This window comes from Pseudomonas sp. MB-090624 (assembly GCF_003205245.1).
GTDB lineage: Bacteria > Pseudomonadota > Gammaproteobacteria > Pseudomonadales > Pseudomonadaceae > Aquipseudomonas > Aquipseudomonas juntendi.
In genome coordinates this window covers 74112-97703 of sequence record NZ_QJRK01000022.1, presented here as the reverse complement: position 1 = coordinate 97703, position 23592 = coordinate 74112, and the positions used below count along the sequence as shown (strand labels likewise).

The 23592-nt window shown below is 63.0% G+C and carries 23 protein-coding genes; 10 read left to right on the top strand and 13 right to left on the bottom strand.

Translation table 11 applies throughout. From position 1 onward, the window contains the following. Window positions 1–252: 252 nt before the first annotated feature. On the bottom strand, window positions 253–1158 hold the full coding sequence (gene rimK, locus DMX12_RS14245) for a 30S ribosomal protein S6--L-glutamate ligase (protein ID WP_009681234.1): 906 nt from the start codon (window positions 1156–1158) through the stop codon (window positions 253–255). Continuing rightward, window positions 1155–1637 carry an ATP-dependent zinc protease gene (locus DMX12_RS14240; protein WP_009681235.1) on the bottom strand — a complete coding sequence of 161 codons (483 nt, stop codon included), beginning with the start codon at window positions 1635–1637 and terminating at the stop codon, window positions 1155–1157. Before DMX12_RS14240 ends, rimK begins: the two co-directional genes overlap by 4 nt. A gap of 109 nt (window positions 1638–1746) precedes the next feature. Here DMX12_RS14240 and DMX12_RS14235 point away from each other — a divergent pair, with 109 nt between their 5' ends. After that, entirely contained in the window at window positions 1747–2148 is a 402-nt protein-coding gene (locus tag DMX12_RS14235; RefSeq protein WP_054913217.1) for an RNA-binding S4 domain-containing protein, read from the top strand. 83 nt (window positions 2149–2231) lie between these two features. On the opposite strand, the gene DMX12_RS14230 is transcribed toward DMX12_RS14235, so the two are convergent. Continuing rightward, a complete protein-coding gene (locus tag DMX12_RS14230; protein WP_110678195.1) occupies window positions 2232–3026 on the bottom strand; it encodes a phosphatase PAP2 family protein in 795 nt (264 codons plus the stop codon). A gap of 109 nt (window positions 3027–3135) precedes the next feature. On the opposite strand from DMX12_RS14230, the gene hslO reads away from it, so the two are divergent. The 3 genes from hslO (at window position 3136) to DMX12_RS14215 (ending at window position 6384) form a co-directional block, all read left to right on the top strand. After that, window positions 3136–4035, top strand: a complete 900-nt coding sequence (gene hslO / locus DMX12_RS14225; protein ID WP_054905720.1) for an Hsp33 family molecular chaperone HslO — start codon at window positions 3136–3138, stop codon at window positions 4033–4035. A 179-nt stretch (window positions 4036–4214) separates the two neighbouring features. Further along, window positions 4215–5756: a phosphoenolpyruvate carboxykinase gene (locus DMX12_RS14220; protein WP_110678193.1), complete on the top strand. Its 1542-nt coding sequence runs from the start codon at window positions 4215–4217 to the stop codon at window positions 5754–5756. 187 nt (window positions 5757–5943) lie between these two features. Next, the gene (locus DMX12_RS14215) at window positions 5944–6384 is read left to right on the top strand and encodes a thioesterase family protein (protein ID WP_110678191.1); all 441 of its coding nucleotides are present in this window, start codon (window positions 5944–5946) and stop codon (window positions 6382–6384) included. 214 nt (window positions 6385–6598) lie between these two features. On the opposite strand, the gene DMX12_RS14210 is transcribed toward DMX12_RS14215, so the two are convergent. The 3 genes from DMX12_RS14210 to fdhD all read right to left on the bottom strand — a co-directional run bounded on the left by DMX12_RS14210 (window position 6599) and on the right by fdhD (window position 10493). Beyond that, a complete protein-coding gene (locus DMX12_RS14210) occupies window positions 6599–7021 on the bottom strand; it encodes a glycine zipper domain-containing protein (RefSeq protein ID WP_125920221.1) in 423 nt (140 codons plus the stop codon). Window positions 7022–7311: 290 nt separating this feature from the next. Beyond that, window positions 7312–9657 carry an FdhF/YdeP family oxidoreductase gene (locus DMX12_RS14205; RefSeq protein ID WP_110678189.1) on the bottom strand — a complete coding sequence of 782 codons (2346 nt, stop codon included), beginning with the start codon at window positions 9655–9657 and terminating at the stop codon, window positions 7312–7314. Window positions 9658–9662: 5 nt separating this feature from the next. Then, window positions 9663–10493: a formate dehydrogenase accessory sulfurtransferase FdhD gene (gene fdhD / locus DMX12_RS14200; RefSeq protein ID WP_110678187.1), complete on the bottom strand. Its 831-nt coding sequence runs from the start codon at window positions 10491–10493 to the stop codon at window positions 9663–9665. Window positions 10494–10671: 178 nt separating this feature from the next. On the opposite strand from fdhD, the gene lysM reads away from it, so the two are divergent. Further along, window positions 10672–11112, top strand: coding sequence for a peptidoglycan-binding protein LysM (lysM, locus tag DMX12_RS14195; RefSeq protein WP_054913526.1), 441 nt, complete (start codon window positions 10672–10674; stop codon window positions 11110–11112). A gap of 130 nt (window positions 11113–11242) precedes the next feature. Here lysM and yrfG read toward each other — a convergent pair whose 3' ends face one another. Next, the gene (gene yrfG, locus DMX12_RS14190; protein ID WP_110678185.1) at window positions 11243–11905 is read right to left on the bottom strand and encodes a GMP/IMP nucleotidase; all 663 of its coding nucleotides are present in this window, start codon (window positions 11903–11905) and stop codon (window positions 11243–11245) included. 64 nt (window positions 11906–11969) lie between these two features. Between yrfG and nudE the strand changes: the two genes are divergently transcribed. Then, window positions 11970–12536: an ADP compounds hydrolase NudE gene (gene nudE, locus DMX12_RS14185; protein ID WP_029885608.1), complete on the top strand. Its 567-nt coding sequence runs from the start codon at window positions 11970–11972 to the stop codon at window positions 12534–12536. Further along, window positions 12533–13351, top strand: coding sequence for a 3'(2'),5'-bisphosphate nucleotidase CysQ (cysQ, locus tag DMX12_RS14180; RefSeq protein WP_110678183.1), 819 nt, complete (start codon window positions 12533–12535; stop codon window positions 13349–13351). Before nudE ends, cysQ begins: the two co-directional genes overlap by 4 nt. A gap of 147 nt (window positions 13352–13498) precedes the next feature. Here the strand turns inward: cysQ and DMX12_RS14175 are convergent, their stop codons facing one another. Genes DMX12_RS14175 through rfbC form a run of 4 tightly spaced genes read right to left on the bottom strand, consistent with a single transcriptional unit; the run spans window position 13499 to window position 17759 of the window. Then, window positions 13499–13954 carry a YiiD C-terminal domain-containing protein gene (locus DMX12_RS14175; RefSeq protein ID WP_110678181.1) on the bottom strand — a complete coding sequence of 152 codons (456 nt, stop codon included), beginning with the start codon at window positions 13952–13954 and terminating at the stop codon, window positions 13499–13501. Then, window positions 13954–15360, bottom strand: coding sequence for a sigma-54 dependent transcriptional regulator (locus DMX12_RS14170; protein WP_110678179.1), 1407 nt, complete (start codon window positions 15358–15360; stop codon window positions 13954–13956). Before DMX12_RS14170 ends, DMX12_RS14175 begins: the two co-directional genes overlap by 1 nt. Next, complete coding sequence (locus tag DMX12_RS14165) at window positions 15357–17171, bottom strand: ATP-binding protein (protein WP_009684783.1); 1815 nt, start codon at window positions 17169–17171, stop codon at window positions 15357–15359. Before DMX12_RS14165 ends, DMX12_RS14170 begins: the two co-directional genes overlap by 4 nt. 42 nt (window positions 17172–17213) lie before the next feature. Beyond that, on the bottom strand, window positions 17214–17759 hold the full coding sequence (gene rfbC / locus DMX12_RS14160) for a dTDP-4-dehydrorhamnose 3,5-epimerase (RefSeq protein ID WP_054913520.1): 546 nt from the start codon (window positions 17757–17759) through the stop codon (window positions 17214–17216). Window positions 17760–18036: 277 nt separating this feature from the next. Between rfbC and aguA the strand changes: the two genes are divergently transcribed. The 3 genes from aguA (at window position 18037) to DMX12_RS14145 (ending at window position 21265) form a co-directional block, all read left to right on the top strand. After that, window positions 18037–19143 (top strand): agmatine deiminase, encoded by a 1107-nt coding sequence (aguA, locus tag DMX12_RS14155; RefSeq protein ID WP_110678177.1) that lies wholly within the window; start codon window positions 18037–18039, stop codon window positions 19141–19143. A 184-nt stretch (window positions 19144–19327) separates the two neighbouring features. Next, window positions 19328–19525 (top strand): hypothetical protein, encoded by a 198-nt coding sequence (locus DMX12_RS29965; RefSeq protein ID WP_082416218.1) that lies wholly within the window; start codon window positions 19328–19330, stop codon window positions 19523–19525. A gap of 420 nt (window positions 19526–19945) precedes the next feature. Further along, the gene (locus DMX12_RS14145; protein ID WP_029885603.1) at window positions 19946–21265 is read left to right on the top strand and encodes an OprD family porin; all 1320 of its coding nucleotides are present in this window, start codon (window positions 19946–19948) and stop codon (window positions 21263–21265) included. Window positions 21266–21449: 184 nt separating this feature from the next. Here DMX12_RS14145 and DMX12_RS14140 read toward each other — a convergent pair whose 3' ends face one another. Then, window positions 21450–22826, bottom strand: a complete 1377-nt coding sequence (locus DMX12_RS14140; RefSeq protein ID WP_110678175.1) for an ATP-binding protein — start codon at window positions 22824–22826, stop codon at window positions 21450–21452. Beyond that, on the bottom strand, window positions 22819–23541 hold the full coding sequence (locus tag DMX12_RS14135; protein WP_110678173.1) for a response regulator: 723 nt from the start codon (window positions 23539–23541) through the stop codon (window positions 22819–22821). Before DMX12_RS14135 ends, DMX12_RS14140 begins: the two co-directional genes overlap by 8 nt. Window positions 23542–23592 lie beyond the last annotated feature (51 nt).

Below are 23592 nucleotides of genomic sequence, written 5' to 3'. Positions count from 1 at the left end.
CCTTGGCGCATGCCTCAAAATCGCGTCGTACGAACAAGGCGGCCGCGCGCATCTGGCACAGGGGTTACTGGCCCGAAACAAACGTAGGAGCGAGCGCAGCTCGCGATGCGCCGCGCGGGCGGCGCTCAATCTCACAGGCACTGAAGATGCAGCGGCTACCCTTGCCAGGAGACATAGAATGTCCCACAGGTCATGCACAAGGTCTGAAAATGTGCAGTACCTGTGGGCTTGTCGGCGCTAGGGCCGGGTGAATCAGCCTTTCCCCTTGGTCCGGGTCTGATTCGGCCCGCCATTCTTCTCCAGGTGCTCGATGATCATCCCGGCCACGTTCTTGCCAGTGGTCACTTCAATGCCTTCCAGGCCTGGCGATGAGTTCACCTCCATCACCAACGGCCCATGGTTGGAGCGCAGGATATCCACGCCCGCGACACTCAAACCCATCACCTTGGCTGCGCGAATCGCGGTGATGCGCTCTTCGGGGGTGATCTTGATCAGGCTGGCGACCCCGCCACGGTGCAGATTGGAACGAAACTCACCGGGCTTGGCCTGGCGCTTCATCGAGGCAATCACCTTGTCCCCCACCACGAAGCAGCGGATATCCGCACCGCCGGCCTCCTTGATGTACTCCTGCACCATGATGTTCTGCTTCAGGCCCATGAACGCCTCGATCACCGACTCGGCTGCCTGCGGGGTTTCGCACAGCACCACGCCGATACCCTGCGTGCCTTCCAGCACCTTGATCACCAGGGGAGCACCGTTGACCATGCGGATCAGGTCGGGAATGTCGTCGGGCGAGTGGGCGAAACCGGTGATCGGCAGGCCAATACCGCGCCGTGACAACAGCTGCAGCGAGCGCAGCTTGTCGCGCGAGCGGGCGATAGCCACCGACTCGTTGAGCGGGTACACGCCCATCATTTCGAACTGGCGCAGCACCGCACAGCCGTAGAAGGTTACCGAGGCGCCAATACGCGGGATCACGGCATCGAAACCTTCCAGCGGCTTGCCGCGGTAGTGGATCTGCGGCTTGTGGCTGGCAATGTTCATGTAGGCCCGCAAGGTATCGATCACCACCATTTCATGGCCACGCTGAGTACCGGCTTCGACCAGGCGGCGGGTGGAATACAGACGCGGATTGCGCGACAGCACAGCGATCTTCATGCAGCACCTGTGACAGGGGAAAGGGTGGCCGGGAAGGCCGGTTTGTCTTGCACGTACTTTACGCCTGGGTTGACCACCAGCTGGCCCTGCACCAGGGCCTTCGAGCCGAGCAGCAGGCGGTAGCGCATGCTCTTGCGGCAGGCCAGGGTGAATTCGACCTCCCACACACGGTCACCCAACGCCAGTGGCGTGCGAATGACATAACGGGTCTGGGCATGCCCGTTAGAGCTGCGGATGATCTTTCTGTTCACCAAAGGTGCTTCGCAGCGGCGATGGCGCAACTGCACTACCGTGCCCAGGTGGGCGGTGAAGCGCACCCAGGGTTGGCCATTACGCTCGAAGGGTTCGATATCGGTGGCGTGCAGGCTGGAGGTACTGGCGCCGGTGTCGATCTTGGCGCGCAGCCCGGCCACACCGAGGTCGGGCAAGGCGACCCACTCACGCAGGCCGATCACAGTCAAATGGTCAAATGTCTTCACTAAGCACACCCTGCGAATGAGGTGGTGAACTGTAAGCACGGCGGGGACTTTTTGCATCCGTAAGTGAAGGTAGTACAGTTCGATGAAAGACAGAATCCGAGGTAACGCAATGGCACAAAAAGCCGAAGACGACGATAAGGTGCGCCTGGACAAATGGCTGTGGGCGGCTCGTTTCTACAAGACGCGGGCGTTGGCCAAGGCTGCGATCGAGAGCGGCAAGGTGCATTGCCGGGGCGAGCGTTGCAAGCCGGGTAAGGAGCCGCGCGTGGGCGACGAATTCGTGCTGCGTACCGGCTTCGATGAGCGCACCGTGGTGGTGAAGGCGTTGTCGGTGGTGCGGCGTGGGGCGCCCGAGGCGCAGACGCTGTACGAAGAGACCGAAGAGAGTGTGCGGCGCAGGGAGCAGGCAGCCGAAATGCGCAAGGCAGGGGCGATGGGAGTAACTACCGATGGCCGGCCGAACAAGAAGCAGCGGCGGCAGATTCACCAGCTGCATGGGAACTTCGAATAGCCGAGGCCGCTTCTACAAGGGTGCAGGCAGTGCTGTAGGAGCGGCCTCGTGTCGCGATGGGCTGCGCAGCAGCCCCCAGGGGTCTAGCGGACTACCGCCAACCGCCCGACCAACGGCAATTTCGCAGCAATCGAGAACAACGGCGCCGTCCAGCGCATCAGTGCCGCGCTACCCTTGGCCGCCAACGGCGTGTAGTAGCTCCAGCCCAACGCCAGCACTGCCATCAGCAACCCGCCGATGTAGTCATCTTGCCCCCAGTGCGCGCCGGCCACCAGGCGCGGCAGCATGAACAGCACCGCCAGCGCCCAGATCACCACGAACTGCATCAGGCGGCGGCTGAACACGCTCATGAACAATGCCCAGATCAACAACACCGAGGCGTGGTCGCCGGGGAAACTCTTGCTGGAGCGGTCCTTCAGCTCCCACTTGGCTTCCAGGTGGGGGTAGTAGTCGCTCAGGTGCACCACGTCGTCGAACATCATCGAGGGGCTCTTGTGTTGCCAGCCCGCGGCATCCACCCACTTGGAAAACAGCGCGCGAATCACCACTAAGAGAAGCAGCGTGACCAGAAAGCCGAAAAACGCCTGGCGAACCTGCGCTGCCTTGAACACCCAATCACCGTGAATCAGCAGTGCCAGCAGGATCAGGCCGACCACGATGTCGAACGGGCGCATGCTGCCCACGGTCCAGATATAGCGCCAGGTGGTGTTGTCAGCCAACGGTGCATTGAGGCTGTGGAACAGCCACTCGTCGAAAGTCAGGCACAGGATCTGGCCAAAAGGCCATAACCAGAAACACAGTAGAGCGATCGGCAGCAGCGTGCAGGCTGCCAGCGGTCCCCAGGACCACCTTGCTTGGAACAGTGGTCGATTATCCATAAGATACCTCTATCTCCTATAAGGGAAACGAGCGCCTGAAGGCGCTCTGCGATGGGATTACTGATTCCCTTTCATTATTTTGTCATCATTTTCAGATAGCCAGACAACCATGAGCGACTTGCCAGAAAAAGATTTCACCCAACGTTTCATCTTCGACGAGCGCGATGTGCGCGGCGAGTGGGTGTCTCTCGATGACAGCTACGCTGCAGTGCTGGCGCGTCATGAATACCCACAGCCGGTGCAAACCCTGCTCGGCGAGCTGATGGCCGCCACCGCTTTGCTGGTCGGTGCCTTGAAGTTCGACGGCCTGCTGATACTGCAGGCGCGTTCCGCCGGGCCGATCCCGCTGCTGATGGTCGAGTGCTCCGGTGACCGTGATATCCGCGGCATGGCCCGATACGAGGCGGATCAGATCCCGGCCGACGCCAGCCTGGCGCAGCTGATGCCCGACGGCCACCTGACCCTGACCATCGACCCGGTCAAGGGCCAGCGTTATCAGGGGACCGTCGACCTCGATGGTGCCAACCTCTCGGAGTGCTTCACCAACTACTTCGTTCAGTCCCAGCAGTTGAACACGCGGTTCTGGCTGAATGCCGAAGCTGGCAAGGCGCGCGGCCTGCTGCTACAGCAACTGCCACGCGATCGCCAGCCGGACGACGAAGAGCGCGAAGACAGCTGGCAGCACGTGGTTGCCCTGGCCCAGACCCTCAAGCCGCAAGAGTGGGCAGAAGCCAATGAAACCCTGCTGCACCGCCTGTACCACGAAGATGCCGTGCGCCTGTTCGATGAACAGCCGCTGCGCTTCAAATGCAGCTGCTCACGCGAACGTTCCGGCAATGCCCTGGTCAGCCTGGGTGAGCATGACGCCAAGGCTCTGGTGCAAGAGTGCGGTGGGCAGGTAGAGATCGATTGCCAGTTCTGCAACCAGCGCTATTTCTTCGACGCCAGCGATGTGGCGCAACTGTTTGCCGGCGGCGGCACGGACGTAGCCTCAGAAACTCGCCACTGAAACGTTTAAGCTCAGGAAAATCTCCTGTCGAATTGCGCAAAAACGCAGTTCTGACAGGAGGGGCCTACTTTTTTTGGGCTTTTCTGGCATAATCCGGCCACTTTTTTCGCTGTAGTAGTTTTTTTGGAACAACTACAAAACGTTTGGAGCACTCGGCCTCGGGCCGGATGGGGTATCTCATGACGCAAGCCAATAACACCGTGTACACCGACCTGAGCGTCGATGAGCTGGTAAAAGAAGCGCTGCAACGCGGTGAAGGTGTACTAGCCGATACCGGCGCGCTGGTCGTGGAGACCGGTCACCGTACTGGCCGTTCGCCGGCTGACCGTTTCATCGTCGAAGAGCCTTCCACCCAGGACGCTATCGCCTGGGGCCCGATCAACCGCAAGTTCCCGGCCGACAAGTTCGATGCCCTGTGGGACCGCGTCGAGGCGTTCAACAACGCCCAGGATCACTTCGTTTCCTACGTTCACGTAGGGGCTGCCGCCGAGCACTACCTGCCGGTGAAAATGACCACCCAGACTGCCTGGCAGAACCTGTTCGGCCGTTGCCTGTTCATCAACCCTGAGCAGTACAACCCGGCGGGTCGCGACGAGTGGCAGGTGCTCAACGTGGCCAACTTCGAGTGCGTACCTGAGCGTGATGGCACCAACTCCGACGGTTGCGTGATCATCAACTTCGCGCAGAAGAAAGTGCTGATCGCCGGCATGCGCTACGCCGGTGAAATGAAGAAAGCCATGTTCTCGGTGCAGAACTTCCTGCTGCCGGCTGCCGACGTGCTGCCAATGCACTGCGCCGCCAACATCGGCGAAGCAGGCGATGTAACCCTGTTCTTCGGCCTGTCCGGCACCGGCAAAACCACCCTGTCGGCCGACGAAAGCCGTTACCTGATCGGTGACGACGAGCACGGTTGGGGCGAAGGCGTTGTCTTCAACATCGAAGGCGGCTGCTATGCCAAGTGCATCGACCTGTCCGAGAAGAACGAGCCGGTCATCTGGAAAGCCATCAAGCACGGTGCGGTGCTGGAGAACGTCGTTCTCGACGCCAACCAGCACGCTGACTACACCGATGTCAGCCTGACCCAGAACAGCCGTGCAGCCTACCCGCTGGAGCACGTTGCCAAGCGTTCGGAAAAGAACCTGGGCGGTGAGCCAAATGCAGTGATCTTCCTGACCTGCGACCTGACCGGTGTTCTGCCTCCGGTGTCGATCCTTAACAACGAACAGGCTGCCTACCACTTCCTGTCCGGTTACACCGCGCTGGTCGGTTCCACCGAAATGGGCTCGGGCGGCGGCATCAAGTCGACCTTCTCGACCTGCTTCGGCGCACCGTTCTTCCCACGCCCGGCTGGCGAGTACGCCGAGCTGCTGATCAAGCGTATCAACGGCTTCAACTCCAAGGTCTACCTGGTGAACACCGGCTGGACCGGTGGTGGCTACGGCGTTGGCAAGCGCTTCAGCATTCCGACCACCCGCGCGGTGATCGCTGCCATCCAGAGCGGCGCGCTGGTCGGTGCCGAAACCGAGCACCTGGACATCATCAACCTGGACGTACCGAAGGCCGTCCCAGGCGTTGATACCGAACTGCTCAACCCGCGTACCAACTGGGCTGACAAAGCTGCCTACGACGAGGCCGCCAAAGGCCTGGCCAAGCTGTTCATCGAGAACTTCAAGAAGTTTGAAGTTTCCGACGCCATCAAGGCCGCTGGTCCGCAGCTGTAAGCTGCAACCAGCCGCAATGAGAAAGCCGCCAGCATTGGCGGCTTTTTTGTTATCCGGCTGATGCAATGCCTTGTAGGAGCGGCCTCGTGTCGCGATGGGCCGCTCCTACAGGGTGAGGTGCAGGCAGCGGGAACCTGGTTTTTCTGTTTCACTGTCAGCATCCATTGCGAAGACAAGAGTCAGCCAGATGACCGAATCCCCTCAGCGCACTGCCTTCTCCCACTTTCACCCGATCCTCACCCGCCCGCAGGACAACGACCTCAATGGCCATATCGCCGGGGCCACGGTGCACGGCTTCTTCGAAACGGCGATCCAGGCGTTTCTCGTCGAGCAGGCCGAGTTGGACCTGCGTGACGGCGAGCTGGCGGCTTTCGTGGTCAGTTCGGCAGCAGATTTCTATGCATTGCCGGGCTTCCCGGACGTGCTGGAAGTTGGGCTGGGCGTAACGCGCCTGGCGGGCAGTACGGTGGAGTACCGCCTGGCGTTGTATCGCCCAGGTGAGCCCGAGGCCTGCGCGGCCGGCACGGTGGTGCAAGTCTTCATCGAGCGTGTCAGTGGCCGGCCTGTGGCGTTGCCAGAGGCGCTGCAGGGGATTCTTTCCGGCTTGGTGCTGGAACAACACGCATAAAAAACCCCGCCGGGAGGGGCTAATGCCAGTCAATTAAGTAATTTGGGGCCGCTTTGCGACCCTTCGCGGGCACGCCCGCTCCCACAGGGATCGCGCATTTCTTGAGTTCAGCGCCTGTGGGAGCGGGCATGCCCGCGAAGGGCTGCAAAGCAGCCCCATTAACGCTTAACTGACAGGCATTAGCCGGAAGGGGCCGGGGGAGGGCCCTCAGGCCTTAGTCGCGCCAGTGGCGCTTGTGCTTGCGGTGGCCGTAGTGATGGCCACGGTCGTAGTGGCGACGGTCATCGTAGCCACGGCGGTAGCGACGGTCGTCATGGCGCTCATCGGCGTCGGCCTTGTTGCCCAGGTAGTTACCCAGCGCACCACCAGCACCGCCGCCGGCAGCCGCGCCGATGTAGCTACCGGTAGTACCGCCTACCGAGCGACCCACCACGTTACCGCCTGCCGCGCCCAGGGCACCGCCAATAGCGGCTTCACCGCGCTGGCGCTTGTCGGCACCCAGCGCACCGCCGGCCGCACCGCCCAGACCGGCACCAATGGCGCCGCCAGTGCTACCGCCGATGGAGTTACCGACAACGGAGCCCAGTACCCCACCCAATGCGCCGCCAATGCCGGCCTCGGTGGTGCCGCCTGCCATGGCAACGCCGCTGAGCTAGCTGAAAGACAACAACAAAATCGAGGAGTACTTCTTCATCAAGAGAGCCTCATAAGGATGACGAGGCGAATTTGAGGGTAAGCGAGGTGGCTGGCAACGGAAATCCGACGAGTAACACGAGTTGTACACAATTCTGTAAGTGACTGTATTTGTTGTGAAACTTAAACCGTTTTCGGCTGTCTGAGGTCTTTATGGCAAAAGCCCTGAACCTGGCGGAACAGGGCTTTTTGGTTTTTGGCGTTGGGGCTTCTGGCCTCTTCGCGGCAACTTTATTACAGAATACGCCCGTCGTCCCGCGCCCGCTCCAGCTTGATGGCGATGAACTTCGAGGTTGGCGTATGGCTGCCATCGCCAATGCTCTCCAGCGGCACCAGCGGGTTCACCTCCGGGTAATACGCCGCCGCCTGCCCGGCCGGAATATCGAACGCCAGCAGGGTAAAGCCGTGCACCCGGCGGACGTGTTCATCCCCCCACAACGACACGATGTCGACCTTCTGCCCCGGCTGGAAGCCCAGGCGGATGATGTCGGCTTCGTTGGCGAACAGCACCTCGCGTTGGCCGCGCACGCCACGGTAGCGGTCGTCCAGGCCGTAGATGGTGGTGTTGTACTGATCGTGCGAGCGCATCGACTGCATGATCAGGTCCGGTAACTGGCCGCTGGCACGCACACGCTCGTCAAGCAGCGTATCGGGCAGCAGGTTGGCCTTGAAGTTGGCGCGGCCGGTGTTGGTCTTCCATGTGCGGCTGGCGGCATTATTGCCCAGGTAGAAGCCGCCTGGGTGTTGCAGGCGTTGGTTGAAGCCGCTGAAGCCTGTGATGGTGTCGGCGATCAGGTCGCGAATGCGCGCGTAGTCGGCGACCAGCCAGTGCCAGTCCACGGGTTTCTTGCCCAGCGTAGCGGCGGCGATGCCAGCAATGACCGCCGGCTCCGAGCGCATCTGCGAAGACAGCGGTTTGAGCTGGCCGTTGGACGCGTGCACCATGCTGAACGAGTCTTCGACCGTTACCGCTTGTGGCCCGTCGGCCTGCAGGTCGATGTCGGTACGGCCCAGGCACGGCAAAATCAGCGCTTGCTTGCCATGAACCAGGTGGCTGCGGTTGAGCTTGGTGCTGATGTGCACGGTCAGCTCGCAGTTGCGCAGCGCCTGCGCCGTGCGTTCGGTGTCCGGCGTGGCCTGGGCGAAATTGCCGCCCAGGCCGATGAACACCTTGGCCCGGCCGTCGAGCATGGCGTGAATCGCTTCGACCGTGTTGTGGCCGTTGTGCCGTGGCACGGGGAAGCCGAAGCGCTTTTCCATGGCCTCGAGCAGCGCCATGGGTGGGCGCTCGTTGATGCCCATGGTGCGGTCGCCCTGTACGTTGCTGTGGCCACGTACCGGGCACAGGCCTGCGCCAGGTGCGCCGATATTGCCGCGCAGCATCTGCAGGTTGACGATTTCCTGAATGGTCGGCACCGAGTGGCGGTGTTGGGTGATACCCATCGCCCAGCACATGATGACCCGCTCGGCGCGGCAGTACATGCGCGCCGCCAGTTCGATGTCGGCCATGGGCAGGCCGGATTGCGCCTGGATGTGGTCCCATGGCGTGGCATCTACCACGGCCAGGTAATCGTCCACGCCATGGCCGTGCTCGGCGATGAAGGCATGGTCGAACACCGCCGGTTCACCCTTGGCCTGGGCTTCACGCTCCCACTGCAGGGCGAACTTGGCCATGCCACGCAGCAGCGCCATGTCGCCACCCAACGCCGGGCGGAAGAATGCCGTGTTGGTTGGGCGGTCGCTGTTGGTCAGCATTTCCAGCGGGTTCTGCGGGTGCTGGAAGCGCTCCAGGCCCCGCTCTTTGAGCGGGTTGATGCAGACCACCTGAGCGCCACGTTTCACCGCGTCGCGCAGCGGGTCGAGCATGCGCGGGTGGTTGGTGCCGGGGTTCTGGCCCCAGACAAAAATCGCGTCGGCATGTTCGAAGTCGTCGAACGTGACCGTGCCTTTGCCCACCCCGATGCTTTGCCCCAACGCCACGCCGCTGGCTTCGTGGCACATGTTCGAGCAGTCGGGAAAGTTGTTGGTACCGAAGGCGCGCACGAACAGCTGGTAGAGGTAGGCTGCTTCGTTGCTGGCCCGCCCCGAGGTATAGAACTCGGCCTGGTCAGGTGTGGCCAACTTGTTCAGCTCGCGGGCGACCAGGGCAAAAGCGGCGTCCCAGCTGATCGGCTGATAGCGGTCGCTGGTCGCGTCGTAGACCATCGGCTCGGTGAGGCGGCCCTGGTACTCCAGCCAGTAGTCGCTTTGCTGCAGCAGGGCGGTGACGCTGTAACGGGCGAAGAAGGCAGCATCTACACGGCGCTTGGTGGCCTCCCAGTTCACGGCCTTGGCGCCGTTCTCGCAGAACTTGACCATGCCGCTTTCTGGCGAATCGCCCCAGGCGCAGCCTGGGCAGTCGAAACCGCCGCTCTGGTTGGTCTTGAGCAGGGCGCGAATGTTCTTCAGCGCGTTATCGCTGCCGACCCAGGCCTTGGCCACGCTGCGCAGCGCACCCCAGCCACCGGCAGGGCCGTGGTAGGGCTTGTAGCGAGGGGTTGAGGCTGGGGCATTGTCCGGTAGGTGCTGGTACGAGGTCACGACTGTTACGACTCCGCCGCCGGGCTGTAGACCCGCGGTGCGCTGTGCTTGGGTAGATGAATGAGGTTGAGGTTGTGCTTGCGCGCCCACTGCAGGGCAAGCCCGGTGGGGGCGGACAGGCTGACCAAGGTCTGGATGCCGGCGCGCAGCACCTTCTGGATCAGTTCCAGGCTGCAGCGGCTGGTGACGATCGCAAGGCCGCCCTGGCTGTCGATGCCCTGGCGCAGCAGCGCGCCGATCAGCTTGTCGAGGGCGTTGTGCCGGCCAATGTCTTCACGGCCTAGCAGCAGTTCGCCGTGGCGGTCCATGAACAGCGCGGCATGCACCGCCCCGCAGTGCTGGCCCAGCGGCTGAAATGCATCGATGCGCTCGCGCAGGCCCACCAGCCACGCTGCCGGTGGCAGCGGCGCACCGGGCAGCACGGCCAGTTCTGGCAACGCCTGCTCCAGCGCCTCGACCCCGCACAGGCCGCAGCCGCTGGTGCCGGCCAGCTGCCGGCGCTGGTTTTTCAGGTTCCAGAAGGCTCGGCTGGATATTTCCAGGTCTGCATACAGGGCCGAGCCACTGCCCGAGAGCTTCAGGTCGTAGATTTCCGTGGTGCCTTCGACGATGCCGCTGCCCACGCTGAAACCGACGGCGAAGTCTTCCAGGTCGGTCGGGCTGACCAGCATCACTGCCTGGTTGAGGCCGTTGTAGACGATGGCCAACGCAACCTCTTCGGCCAGCGGCGTGCTGTCACCTTTACCGTCGCTGAGCTGGACGTATGCGTAGGTGTTGCTGGGGGCCGGCAGGGACAAGGGCGATGAGGCCGTGCAGACCGGAGGTTTGCTGTTCATCGGGACAGGCTGTTCATTCGGCGGCTTGGTGTAGCACAAGCCTAGGCGCGTGGGCCTGTGGCGTCTAATCGCTAGCCTCTATCCCTTGATAGAGCGCGTCGATTGGTCGCAGGCAGGCGGCATGAGCAAAGCTGGCCTAGACTGCTGGGTTCGAGGTTTCGTGAACAAGGAGAGTGCTATGAGCTTGATCAGTTTCGTGAAGGAAGCAGGCGAGAAGTTGATCGACCTGCTGACCCCGGGCAATGCCAAAGCCGAAGAGCAGTTGAAGAAACACGTGGAGAATGTCGGCCTCGGCAACCCGAACATCACGGCGACCGTGGAGGGCGACAAAGTGATCCTCAAGGGTGAAGTCGCGAGCCAGGAAGAGAAGGAGAAGATTGTGCTGGCGGCGGGCAACATCGAGGGTGTGGCCAGCGTCGATGACCAGATCACTGTGACCGGCCCGGTCGTGACAGCCGCACGCCTGGTCACGGTCAAGAAGGGTGACACGCTGTCGGCGATTGCCCTGGTGGTGTATGGCAATGCCAATCAGTACAACAAGATCTTCGAGGCCAACAAGCCGATGCTCAAGCACCCGGACAAGATCTATCCGGGGCAGGTACTGCGTATTCCTGACTGATTTTTGCAGGCTTTATTGGCCCTATCGCCGGCAAGCCGGCTCCCACAAGGTTGCTGCAAGGCGTGAGGCCGGTGGTCACCTGTGGGAGCGGGCGTGCCCGCGAACATCGGCGTAGCCGGTGCCAGGGCGCTTACAGGCCAATCAATAGCTCCCGGTAATCCTCGACCGCAGCAAACTCTTCAGTATCGCGCGGCTGCGCCTGGCTATCGGGCTGGCGTACAGCCAGCAGGTGCGCCACACCAAAGCGCCGTGCGCTGCGCAGTATCTCCAGGGTGTCATCGATGAACAGGCTACGCCCCTGCTCAAAACCGATGTCCGCCTGCAAGGCGTCCCAGAACTGTGGGCTTTCCTTCGGGTAACCATAGTCATGCGAGCTGATCAGCCGCTCGAAATACGGTGCCAGCTCCACCCGTTCGAGCTTCAGCGACAGCGAATCACGGTGGGCATTGGTGACCATCACCACGCGCTTGCCGGCATTTCGAATCGCCGCCAGGAACGTGTCGGCATCCGGGCGCAACGCGATCAGGTCGGCAATTTCCCGCTTCAGCTCCCGGATCGGCAGCTGCAGTTCGCGGCTCCAGAAGTCCAGGCAGTACCAGTTCAGCGTGCCGGCATTGCGCTCGAACAGCGGCTGCAGCTCCATTTCCGCCATGGCCCGGCTCACGCCATGCAGCTCTGCATAGCGCTGGGGCAGGTGGTCGAGCCAGAAGCGGTTGTCGTAATGCAGGTCGAGCAGGGTGCCGTCCATATCCAGCAGGACGGTATCGATGGCAGACCAGGGAAGAACAGGCATGGGAAACTCTCGATCAGTCGGCAAGCCACGGTATAGTAACCCGTTCACGCCAAGGAGCCGTCCCATGCGCCAGAAACCCACCGTCCTCAGCCGCGAAATCGTCGCCAGCAGCCGCCTGTTCCGCGTAGAGGCTGTGCAATTGCGCTTCAGCAATGGTGCCGAGCGCACCTATGAGCGCCTGGTAGGCCGGGGTAACGGCTATGGCGCGGTGATGATCGTGGCCATGCTCGACGCCGAGCACGCCGTGCTGGTGGAAGAGTATTGCGGTGGTACCGACGAGTACGAGCTGTCGCTGCCCAAGGGCCTGATCGAGCCCGGCGAAGATGTGCTGGCAGCCGCCAACCGCGAGCTCAAGGAAGAGGCCGGGCTTGGCGCGCGCCAGCTTGAGCACCTGACCGAGCTGTCGCTTTCGCCGGGCTACATGAGCCAGAAAATTCAGGTGGTGCTGGCCACCGATCTGTACGAAGAGCGCCTGGAGGGCGATGAGCCGGAGCCGATGCGGGTCGACAAGGTCAACCTGCGCGAGCTGTCGGCCTTGGCCATGCACCCGCAGTTCACCGAAGGCCGCGCCCTGGCGGCGCTGTACCTGGCGCGTGACCTGATGATTCAGCGGGGGCTGTTGGCGCTATGAACGACAATCAACTGATGGGTGAAGTGGTCAAGTTGGCGTTGACTGCGGGCGAGGCGATCCTGCCGTACTGGCGTGCCGATGTGGCAGTGACCAACAAGGCCGATGATTCGCCGGTGACTGCCGCCGACCTGGCAGCGCATCGGGTGATTGCCGATGGCCTGCTGGCGCTGGCGCCGCAGATTCCGGTGTTGTCCGAAGAGGACTGCAACATTGCGCTGGCCGAGCGCCAGGGCTGGAGCCGCTGGTGGCTGGTGGACCCGCTGGATGGCACCAAGGAATTCATTGCCGGCAGCGAGGAATTCACAGTCAATATCGCCTTGATCGAAAAAGGCGAGGTGGTGTTCGGCGTGGTATCGATGCCCACGAATGGCCGCTGCTACTTTGGGGGCCGCGAATTGGGGGCCTGGCGGGCAGACGCGGGTGAGGCGGCCCGGCCGATCCAGGTGCGCAACGCTCCGCCAGCGGGTGAGCGGTTTACCGTGGTTGCCAGCCGCCGGCACTCCAGCCCCGAACAGGAAGCATTGTTGGCGGGCCTGGGTGCGGCAGTGGGTGAACTGGAGCTGGCCAATATCGGTAGCTCGTTGAAGTTCTGCCTGTTGGCCGAGGGCAGCGCCGATTGTTATCCACGCCTGGCGCCGACTTCGCAGTGGGATACGGCGGCGGCCCAGGGTGTGGTGGAAGGGGCGGGGGGTGAAGTGATCGGGCTGGACGGTTTGCCGTTCCGTTACCCGGCGCGCGAGTCTTTGCTCAACCCGTATTTCCTGGCGTTGCCGGCCAAGGCAGCGTGGCGCCAGGCCTTTCTTGAGCTGATCTAGCGGGCCTGGCCTGTAGGAGCGGCCTTGTGTCGCGATGGGCTGCAAAGCAGCCCCGGCAATTTGTGCACCATGCCCAAACCCTGGGGCTGCTTTGCAGCCCATCGCGACACAAGGCCGCTCCTACAGGGGGCGCGACAGCCTTCGTTCTCAGCGGTGCAGCACGTACTGGCCGCTGAAGGTGACGGCCGGCTCATCACTCCCGGCATTGCTTACCGTGGTCTGCAGCGTCAAGCGCGCCCGCCCACGACGCTGGTACATGTTGAGGAAGCGTTCCCAGGCTTTCCCTTCCGGCGCCGGGCAACGGGCTATTGCCGCCCCGGTAACCGGCAGCGGGTAGCTGATTTGCCCTTCCTGGATGACGATATGCCCGTCATCTATCCCCAGTTCGCGCAGCCGCATGTGCAACCAGCCCCAGCCCACCAGCACCGCTGCACAGTACAGGCTGCCGCCGAACATGGTGCTCTTGTGGTTGACGTTGGCCGCCAGCGGCAATTGCAGGCGCAGGGTGTGGTGTTGCCAATCAATGACCTCCAGGCCCATTTCGCGGGTCAGCGGGATGTCGCCATGCAGTACGGACTGCAGGTACTGGCTATCGGTGCTCATCAACGGTTGTCCTCATGGTCGTCGTGCCCGCCACTACCGCCCTCGAAGCTCAAGCCATGCTTGCGCAGCTTGTCGTGCAAGGTTTTGCGCGGGACGCCCAGCGCCTCTGCCAGGCTGCGCATGGAGCTGTGGGGCTGGGCCAGCTCGGCGGCGATCAGCGAGCGCTCGAATTGCTCGACCTGTTCGCTCAGGTTGCCACTCAACACCGAAGGCGCCGCAGCCGCAGCCGCTGGCAGCTGACCATCCAGCGCCAGTTCAAGGCCCAGGGCGAAACGCTCGGCGGCGTTCTGCAATTCACGCACGTTGCCTGGCCAGGTGTGGCGCAGCAGCATCGCCCGCTGCGCCGGCAGCAAGGCGTGTGGCGCCAGGCTGTGGCGCTGGCTGGCGGCGTCGGCAAAATGCTGGAACAGCACCAGGATGTCGTCGCCGCGGTCCCGCAGCGGCGGGATACGCAGTGGCGCTACGTTCAGCCGGTAGTACAGGTCGGCACGGAAGCGGCCTTGGTCGGCGGCCTGGCGCAGGTCTTCCTTGGTGGCGGCGATGATGCGGATATCCAGCGGGATCAACTGGTTGCCGCCCAGGCGCTCCACCACCCGCTCCTGCAACATGCGCAGCAGCTTGACCTGCACGTCCAGGCTCATGCTCTCGATTTCGTCGAGGAACAGCGTGCCGCCGTTGGCGAACTCGAATTTGCCGATGCGCCGTTTTTGCGCCCCGGTGAACGCCCCGGGCTCATGGCCGAACAGTTCGCTTTCGACCACCGATTCGGCCAGTGCCCCGGCGTTGATCGCCACGAACGGCCCATCACGGCGGCTGGACAGGTCATGCAGCGCACGGGCGACCACCTCCTTGCCTGCACCGGTTTCACCCAGGATCAGCACATCGGCGCGGGTTCCGGCCAAGGCGCCGATCTGCTCGCGCAGGCGCTGCATGGCCGGCGAATGGCCGACCAGGCGCGTGGCCAGTTGCTGGCGGTCGCTCAGCGCCAGGCGCAGGCTGCGGTTGTCCAGCACCAGGCGGCGCAGGGCCAAGGCACGGCGTACGCTGTCGAGCAGGGCGTCGCTGGCGAAAGGCTTTTCCAGAAAGTCATAGGCACCGGCGCGCATTGCCTGTACCGCCAGGGGCACATCCCCGTGGCCGGTAATCAGCAGCACGGGCAGTTCGCTGTCGCGGCCGTGCAGTTGCTCCAGCAGCTGCAGGCCATCGATGCCGGGCATGCGGATGTCGCTGACCACCACGCCGGGCCAGTCGGTCTCGATGCGCTCAGCCAGGCCTTGGGCATCGCCCAGCGCGACCACTTTCAGCCCGGCCAGGTCCAAGGTCTGGCTCAGGGCCTGGCGCAGGTGCGGGTCATCGTCGACCAGGATGACCTGGGCTTGGCTGTCGATCTGTGTCTCGGGGGTCATGCCGAGGGGTCCTCCGAATTGGGCAAGGTTGCGCCAGGCGCAGCCTTGCGTAGCTGCAGGGTCAGCAGAGCACCACCTTCCGGGTGGTTGGCCAGCAGCAGTTCACCCCCCAGGGCGCGCATCAGGCTTTCGCAGATGGCCAACCCCAGGCCCAGGCCCTGGGTGCGGGTCTTGGTGGTGAAGAACGGCTCCTTGGCATGCTCCAGGGCCTGGCGGCTGAAGCCGGGGCCATTGTCGCGGATGTACAGGTAGACGCAGTCATCACGCTGTTCGGCACTTAGCCACAGGCGGCGCGGGTTGGCTTTTTCGGTCAGGGCGTCCAGGGCATTGGCCAGCAGGTTGCCCAGCACCTGGCGCAGGCGGGTTTCACCGGCCTGTACCCACAAGGTGGCCTCCGGCAGGTCGCGGATCAGCTCCACGGCCATTGCCCGGCGGCGCTTGGCCAGCAGCGCCAGGGCATCGTCCAGGGCTGGCTGCAGGGCCACGCTTTCCGGCGCGTGCCGGTCACGGCGGGCGAAGGCCCGCAAGTGGGCGATGATCGACGCCATGCGCCCGGTCAGCTCGCCAATCAGCTTGAGGTTGCCGCGGGCGTCCTCGGTGCGTTGGTGGTCGAGCAGGATCTCGGCATTTTCTGCGTAGCTGCGAATCGCCGCCAGCGGCTGGTTGAGTTCGTGGCTGATACTGGCCGACATGGTGCCAAGCACCGACAGCTTGCCGGCCTGCACTAGCTCGTCCTGGGCGCGCACCGCCTCTTGCTGGGCATTTTCGCGCTCCAGTACGGCGCGCTTGAGGCGGGTGTTGAGGCCCTCGAGGTCGGCGGTGCGTTCGGCTACGCGCTTTTCCAGCTCCTGACGGGCGCGGGCTTCGAAGTCGATGCGGTCGATGTAGTGGCGGCGCCGTTGCATCACCAGCCCGGCCAGCAGCATTGCTACCAGCAGGGTGCCGGCGCCAATGGCCATTACCGTTTGTACCGAACGATCTACCAGCATGCGCGGGGCAAGGATGCTGACTTGCCAGCCGGTCTCCTTGATGTCGCGGGTCTGGGTGATCCAGGCGTCCGGGGCGAGCACCAGCGGTTGCGGTGCCTGGGTAGGGTAGGGCTGGATGGCGATGATGGCCTGGCGCTCGGCATCGCTCAGTGCGCGGGTGGCACGGAAGCGCCAATCGGGCCGCGAAGTGAGGATGACCACGCCATTGTGATCGGTCAGCAACAGCTGCTCCGGTGTGCGGCCCCACAGGGTTTCGGTGTGGTCGAGGTCGACCTTGACCACCAGCACGCCCACGATGCGCTCGCGATCACGCACGGCGGCGGCAAAGAAGTAGCCGCGTTTGGCCGACGTTGTGCCCTGGCCGAAGAAGCGGCCCAGGTGGCCCGCCATGGCTTCGTTGAAGTACGGGCGGAAGGCGAAGTTGCGGCCCACGAAGCTGTCGTGCTTGTCCCAGTTGGAGGCCGCCAGGGTGTTGCCGCTGACGTCCATCAGGTACATCACCTCGGCGCCGGTCTGCTGCACGATGCCCTTGAGCAGGCGGTTGGCGTTGGTCACCGCCTCCAGGCGGAAGGGGTCGGCCAGTACGCTGCGCAGTGCCGGCAGGTCGCCGAGGATCTGCGGCAAGGTTTCGTAGCGGTGCAGGGTGCCGAGCAGGTTGGCCACGTACAGGTCCAGGGTCTGGCGGTTCTGCGAGGCCAATTCCTGCTGGTAGTAACGTTCGGCCAGGTGGTGCAAGGGCCACAGTAACGGCGCCAGGCACAGGGCCAGCAAGGCCAGGCTGCGCCAGCGGGGACGGCGTGGGGGCGTGGGTTTAGCAATCATCACGTAAATGCGCCAGAAAGGTCTGGCGCAATTATGCGCTAGTTACGGCAGCAGTTCCGCCTCTGCCCATGCCCGGCCAAGCTTGTCCTTGTCTGACAGCAGCGGTGGTTGCTGCAGCCCCCAGTCGATGGCCAGGTGCGGATCGTCCCAGCGGATGCAGCGGTCGGCGCCGGGGTTGTAGTAATCGGTGGTCTTGTAGAGGAACTCGGCCGACTCGCTCAGCACCGCAAAGCCGTGGGCGAAGCCTGCCGGTATCCACAACTGCCGATGGTTGGCTGCGGACAGATTCACCGCGACCCACTGGCCGAAGGTTGGCGAGCTTTTGCGCACATCCACGGCGACATCGCGGATTTCGCCCTGAACCACGCGCACCAGCTTGCCCTGGGTATTCTCCACCTGAAAATGCAGCCCGCGTAGCACGCCCTTGACCGAGCGCGAGTGGTTATCCTGGACGAATTCGACATTCACCCCGGTCTGCCTTGCGAACTCGCGGGCGTTGAACGCTTCGAAGAAAAAGCCACGGCTGTCACCGTAAACCGTGGGCTCGATGATCAGTACATCGGGGATTGCAGTCGGGATGATGTTCATGGCGGTTCGCTTACCGTTCGTTAACTATTGACCCTAGTCGCCCTTCCTGGAAATTTCCGCATGCAGCAGTGACAGGATGCGTACGATATGGCCAGGGTAGGCGGCCAAGCGACGGGTGCTAGCGGTTGAACCCGCTTTAAATTCGATTTCTATCGATATTAGGGTGGCGGCTAGCCTGAAAATTCGACGTATAAGGCTTTAAATATCGATATGTATCGGTTATAAATAGATCAACGTCTCACCGCAATCCGGCCCAGGGCCATCACAGAGGTCAACCATGAAAACCCTCAACTCCACGCCACGTGCCGATGGTTTCCACATGCCCGCCGAGTGGGCCCCGCAAACCCAGGTATGGATGGTTTGGCCGGAGCGTTCGGACAACTGGCGCCTGGGTGGCAAACCGGCGCAGGCAGCCCATGTAGCCCTGGCCAAGGCCATTGCCCGTTTTGAGCCGGTTACCGTTGCGGTTTCCGCTGGGCAGTACGAGAACGCGCGTCGCCAGCTCGACCAGCCGAATATTCGGGTGGTCGAAATCAGCAACGACGACGCCTGGGTGCGTGACACCGGCCCGACCTTCGTCATCAACGACCAAGGCGAAGTGCGCGGTGTGGACTGGGGCTTCAACGCCTGGGGCGGCTTCGATGGTGGCCTGTATGCGCCATGGAACCGCGACGAGGAACTGGCGGCCAAGGTGCTGGAAATGGAGCGCTGCCAGCGCTACCACACCGAAGGCTTCGTGCTCGAGGGCGGTTCGATCCACGTGGACGGTGAAGGCACGCTGATCACCACCGAGGAATGCCTGCTCAACCGCAACCGCAACCCGCACCTGACCCGCGAGCAGATCGAAGCGGTGCTGCGCGACCACCTGGCGGTGGATACCGTGGTGTGGTTGCCCGATGGCCTGTACAACGATGAAACCGACGGCCACGTCGACAACTTCTGCTGTTACGTGCGCCCGGGCGAAGTGTTACTGGCCTGGACCGATGATTCCAACGACCCCAATTACGCCCGTTGCCATGCCGCCATGGAGGTGTTGCAGAACACCCGTGACGCCAGGGGCCGAGCACTAATCGTGCACAAAATGCCCATTCCCGGGCCGCTGTACGCCACGGCTGAAGAATGTGCCGGTGTCGACCACGTGGCCGGCAGCCAAGAGCGTGACCCATCGGTGCGCCTGGCCGGCTCCTACGTGAACTTCCTGATCGTCAACGGCGGCATCATTGCGCCAAGCTTCGATGACCCGGCTGATGCCGAAGCCAGAGCGATCCTTGCGCGGATATTCCCCGACCACGAAGTGGTGATGATTCCCGGGCGCGAGCTGCTGTTGGGCGGTGGCAATATCCACTGCCTGACCCAACAGCAGCCGGCACCGGTGACGCGCTGAGTGCCAGCCCGGTGACATAGAGGCCCGTCAGTAGACGGGCCTTTTTTCGGGCGACGCCCGGCGGCTGGTTTGGCATAGGTTTTGTATTTTTTTTCAAGGAGATAGCTTGGCTCTGCCAGGTTATCCGAGCTGTAACATTACCTACGTAGATTAGCCGCTCACGGGTTAGGGAGTACGTGTAGACATGAACGCAGCAAGTGAGTCGGCTTTGCGCCCATTGGCAGTTGGTCACCCATCGCTCAAGCGGGTTGCGGCGTGGTTGAAACACCATGGAAGCATCAGGGTCAGGACGACCGACCCACGACGTCTGCTTGCCGGACGCTACCCGCAAGGTTTGCTCAGCGATGCTGAAATGCAGGCGCTGATGGCGGTGTGGCACTAATCGACTACAGCTGTGCCGACCTCTTGGCGGCGATAGCCGCGAAGAGGCCGGCACCTGCCACACGCCCCTCCCCACACGCACCCGGTAAATTGTCGGGGCAGTCAAGATGCCGTTTCTGACAAAAAGATAAAATCCCCGCCTACAGCGCCAACATGCATTGAAATGCCTCGTATCACGGGATGATCTTGGTTATATCAACCTGCATTTCACGACTTTTTGACATTTGTAATCGCACACGGCTAGGATTCGGCCCAACGCCTGCTGGCCACTTCGGTTGGCCATGCTGCTGCCAGAGGCCGCCCGTGCAATTGCCGGCCGGCCTTCAAGTCTGGATCCGCATAGCGTCGAACCTACGTAAGGGGCGTTGGTTCCTGGCGTTGTATTGCAGCGCGTTTTTGATTAAGCGATAAGGAAAATAACATGTTGAAAACCAGGATCAGCCTGGTCGCCCTGGCGATGATCGCCGCGACCCAGGCACAGGCCAATGATCAGGCCGAGAGCAAGGGCTTCATCGAGGACAGCCACGCCAACGTCCTTCTGCGCAACGCTTACATCAACCGTGACAAGAAGCACGGCACCGACGACCAGATCGAATGGGGCCAGGCAGTCATCGGCAACTTCTCCTCCGGTTTCACCCAAGGCACTGTCGGTGTCGGCGTCGACGCATTCGGCCTGTATGCCCTGCGCCTCGATGGCGGCAAAGGCCATAACGGTGGCGCGGGTGTCGACTTCTTCAAGCCACACGAAACCACCAACGCCGACGGCAACGCCAGCTCGCCGCACAACCTGGCGCGTGGTGGCGCAGCCGTGAAGTTCCGCATTTCCAATACCGTGCTCAAGTACGGTGACCAGATGCCAGCACTGCCAGTGCTGCAGTACGACGACGCACGTCTGCTGCCAGAAAGCTTCACCGGCACCCTGATCACCTCCAAGGAAATCAAGGGCCTGGAGCTGAACGCCGGCCGCTTCACCCAGGAAGCGCGCAAAAGCGCCGAGCGTCGTGATGGTGGTGGCCTGAAGTCGATCAACGTGCTGGGTGGTAGCTACAAGTTCAGCGACAACTTCACCGGCTCGCTGTACACCGCAGACAACGAAGACGTGATGCGCAAGCACTACCTGGGCTTGAACTACGTCTTCCCGATCGCCAGCGACCAGTCCCTGACCCTGGACTTCAACGGCTACAAGTCGGACATCAACAACAAGTACGTCAAGGCCGCCGGCCTGAACGGCGACTCCAACACCATCTGGAGCCTGGCGGCCACCTACGCGTATGGTGCGCACTCGTTCACCCTCGCCCACCAGCGCAGCACTGGCAGCACCGGCTACAACTACGGCTGGTACCAGAACCAGGGCGGCGTGGGTGACGGTGGTTCGACCATCTACCTGGCCAACTCGTACTGGTCCGACTTCAACGCCGAGGACGAGCGTTCCTGGCAGCTGGGCTACGGTCTGGACTTCGGTGCCTACGGTATCCCTGGCCTGACCTACAAGCTGGCATACGTAGTGGGTGACAACATCAACACCCGCAACAACGCCAACCCGCAGGGCTTCGGCGAAGGCAAGGAACGCGAGATCTTCAACCAGGTCCGTTACGTGGTGCAGGACGGCCCGGCCAAAGACCTGTCCATCAAGCTGCGTAGCTCGTTCGTGCGTACCAACAACGCCGTACAGCAGAACGGCTACAACGACGATGGCAACGAAGTACGCGTATTCGTCGAGTACCCGATCAGCATCTTCTGATGCTGAGCTGAGGGTGCTGGGGGCTGCTTTGCAGCCCATCGCGACGCAAGGCCGCTCCTACAGGCATGCCCCGAACCGGGCCCCTTGTGGGAGCGGCCTTGTGTCGCGAAAGGGCCGCACCGCGGCCCCGGCGATCTGCGCCCCAACCCCAAAAACGAGCTGCCACGCCCCCTCGGGATTCGGCTCAACCCGGTAGCACCACGCTAACCCGCAATCCACCCCCTTCGCGGTTCATCAGAAGCAGCTCACCGCCATGGCTGCCAGCGATGCGTTGCGCAATGCTCAACCCCAACCCGTATCCCCCGGAGGACTGGTTGCGCGACCCTTCGCCGCGTACGAACGGGTCGGTAATGGTCGCCAGCAGCCCCGGCGCAATCCCCGGGCCACGGTCGTCGATATGGATCAGCACCCCGCTGTTCGCCCGTTCCAGTGTGACCGAAACCTCCTTGGCATAACGCAGTGCATTGACCAGCAGGTTCTGCAGGCAACGCTGCAACAGCAACGCATCCACACGCACGCCGCCTGCCTGGCCATGCACTGGCAATGGCTCTTTTTCGGTTGCCAGGTCGGCGCACAGGCGTGCCACCAGTCGGTCCAGGTCCACCTGCTGCAAGTTCTGCTGTTCCCCGGCGCGCAGGTAGTCGAGCACCTGGCCGATCATGTCGTCCATCTGCCTGATGTTCTGCCGCAGGCGCTGGTGGTGTTCATCGTCCGGCAAGCGCTCCAGGCGCAGGCGCATGCGGGTCAAGGGGGTGCGTAGGTCATGGGACACAGCGGCGAGGAAGTAGGCCTTGTCGTTGACCATGGCAATCAGGCGCTGCTGCATGGCGTTGAACGCCTGGGCAGCCTGGCGTACCTCCTGCGGGCCATCCAGCACCAGTGGCGGCTGCTCAAGATTGGTGCCCAGGCCACGGGCAGCATCGGCCAGGCGCTGCAACGGGCGCAGGCACAGGCGCACGGCAATCAGGCAGACCAGCAGCACCGCGACAATGCGCAGTGCATACACCCGCAACAGGTAATCGCTGATCAGCACCCAGGCCGACTCGCCGCTCCAGCCCTGCAGCTCCTGGCCCTCGATGATAAGCCAGTGGCCATCGGCCAACGGCACCGCAAACTGCATATGGGCCTGGGCCGTGCGCAAACCGAACAGGCTGCGCCAGACTATCGGTTGGCCCGACGCGTCGGTCAGTTGCACATTCATCAGGCGTACCGCCTGAGCATGGCCCAGCTCGTACTTGAGGGCCTGGCGCAGCAGCAATTCGACCCGCCGGCGCTCACGGCGCTGATCATGCGTTGGCTCGGGCAGGTGCTCGGCACAGCGCACCTGGTAATGAGCCGGCACTGGCAGCGCGGCATCGTGGCAGTCGGCCCGGGCGATCAGGGGCGCACTGCGCGCGGCGATCAGCCGCACGGGGGCTTCGAACACCTGGGCGAAGCGCACATCGAACCAGATGCTGCTCGACATCAGCTGCACCACCAGCGTGCCGCTGACCATGATCAGCAATAGCTGGCCGAACAGGGTGCGCGGCCACAGCCGGCGAAGCCAGCGCACCTCAGGCATCGGCCTGGTGCTGGCCCATGGTCAGCAAGTAGCCTTCGTTGCGGATGGTGAGGATTTGCGCGGCCCCGTCCGGTGCGCGCCGCAGGTGCTGGCGCAGGCGGCTGACGCACATGTCCACCGAGCGGTCATCAGGCAGGTGGTCGCGGCCGAATGCGCTGCGCGTCAGCTGGTCGCGGGAGACCACGCGGTTGTTAGCCTCCAGCAACTCGCGCAGCACCCGGTAGTCGGAGCGTGGCAGGGGCAGGGTCTGGCCATCGGGGCGCGTGAGCAGGCGCTTGACGTGCTCCAGGCGGAAGCCGGCGAACAGTTGTGCATCGGCCTCTGCAGTGCCCTGCGCCTGGGTTTCCAGGCGTTGCGGGCGACGCAGCACCGCCTTGATCCGGGCAATCAGCTCGCGTGGTTCGAAAGGCTTGGCCAGGTAATCGTCGGCACCCACTTCCAGGCCGATGATGCGGTCCAGCGTGCTGCCTTTGGCCGACAACATGATCACCGCCAGCCCGGGCGTGGCCTGCAATTGGCGACAAAGGCTGAGCCCGTCTTCGCCGGGCAGCATCAAGTCGAGTACCACCAGATCCACCGTGTGCCTGGCCATTTGCGCGCGCATCTGCTCACCGTCGGCCGCCTCCAGCACGTTGTAACCGGCGTCGGCCAGGTAATCACAAAGAAGTTCGCGGATCTCGTCGTCATCGTCGACGACCAGCAGGGTCGTGCTCATGCGGAAAACACCTGTCGGGTGAGGCCCAGGGGCGCTCATTACATTCAATTA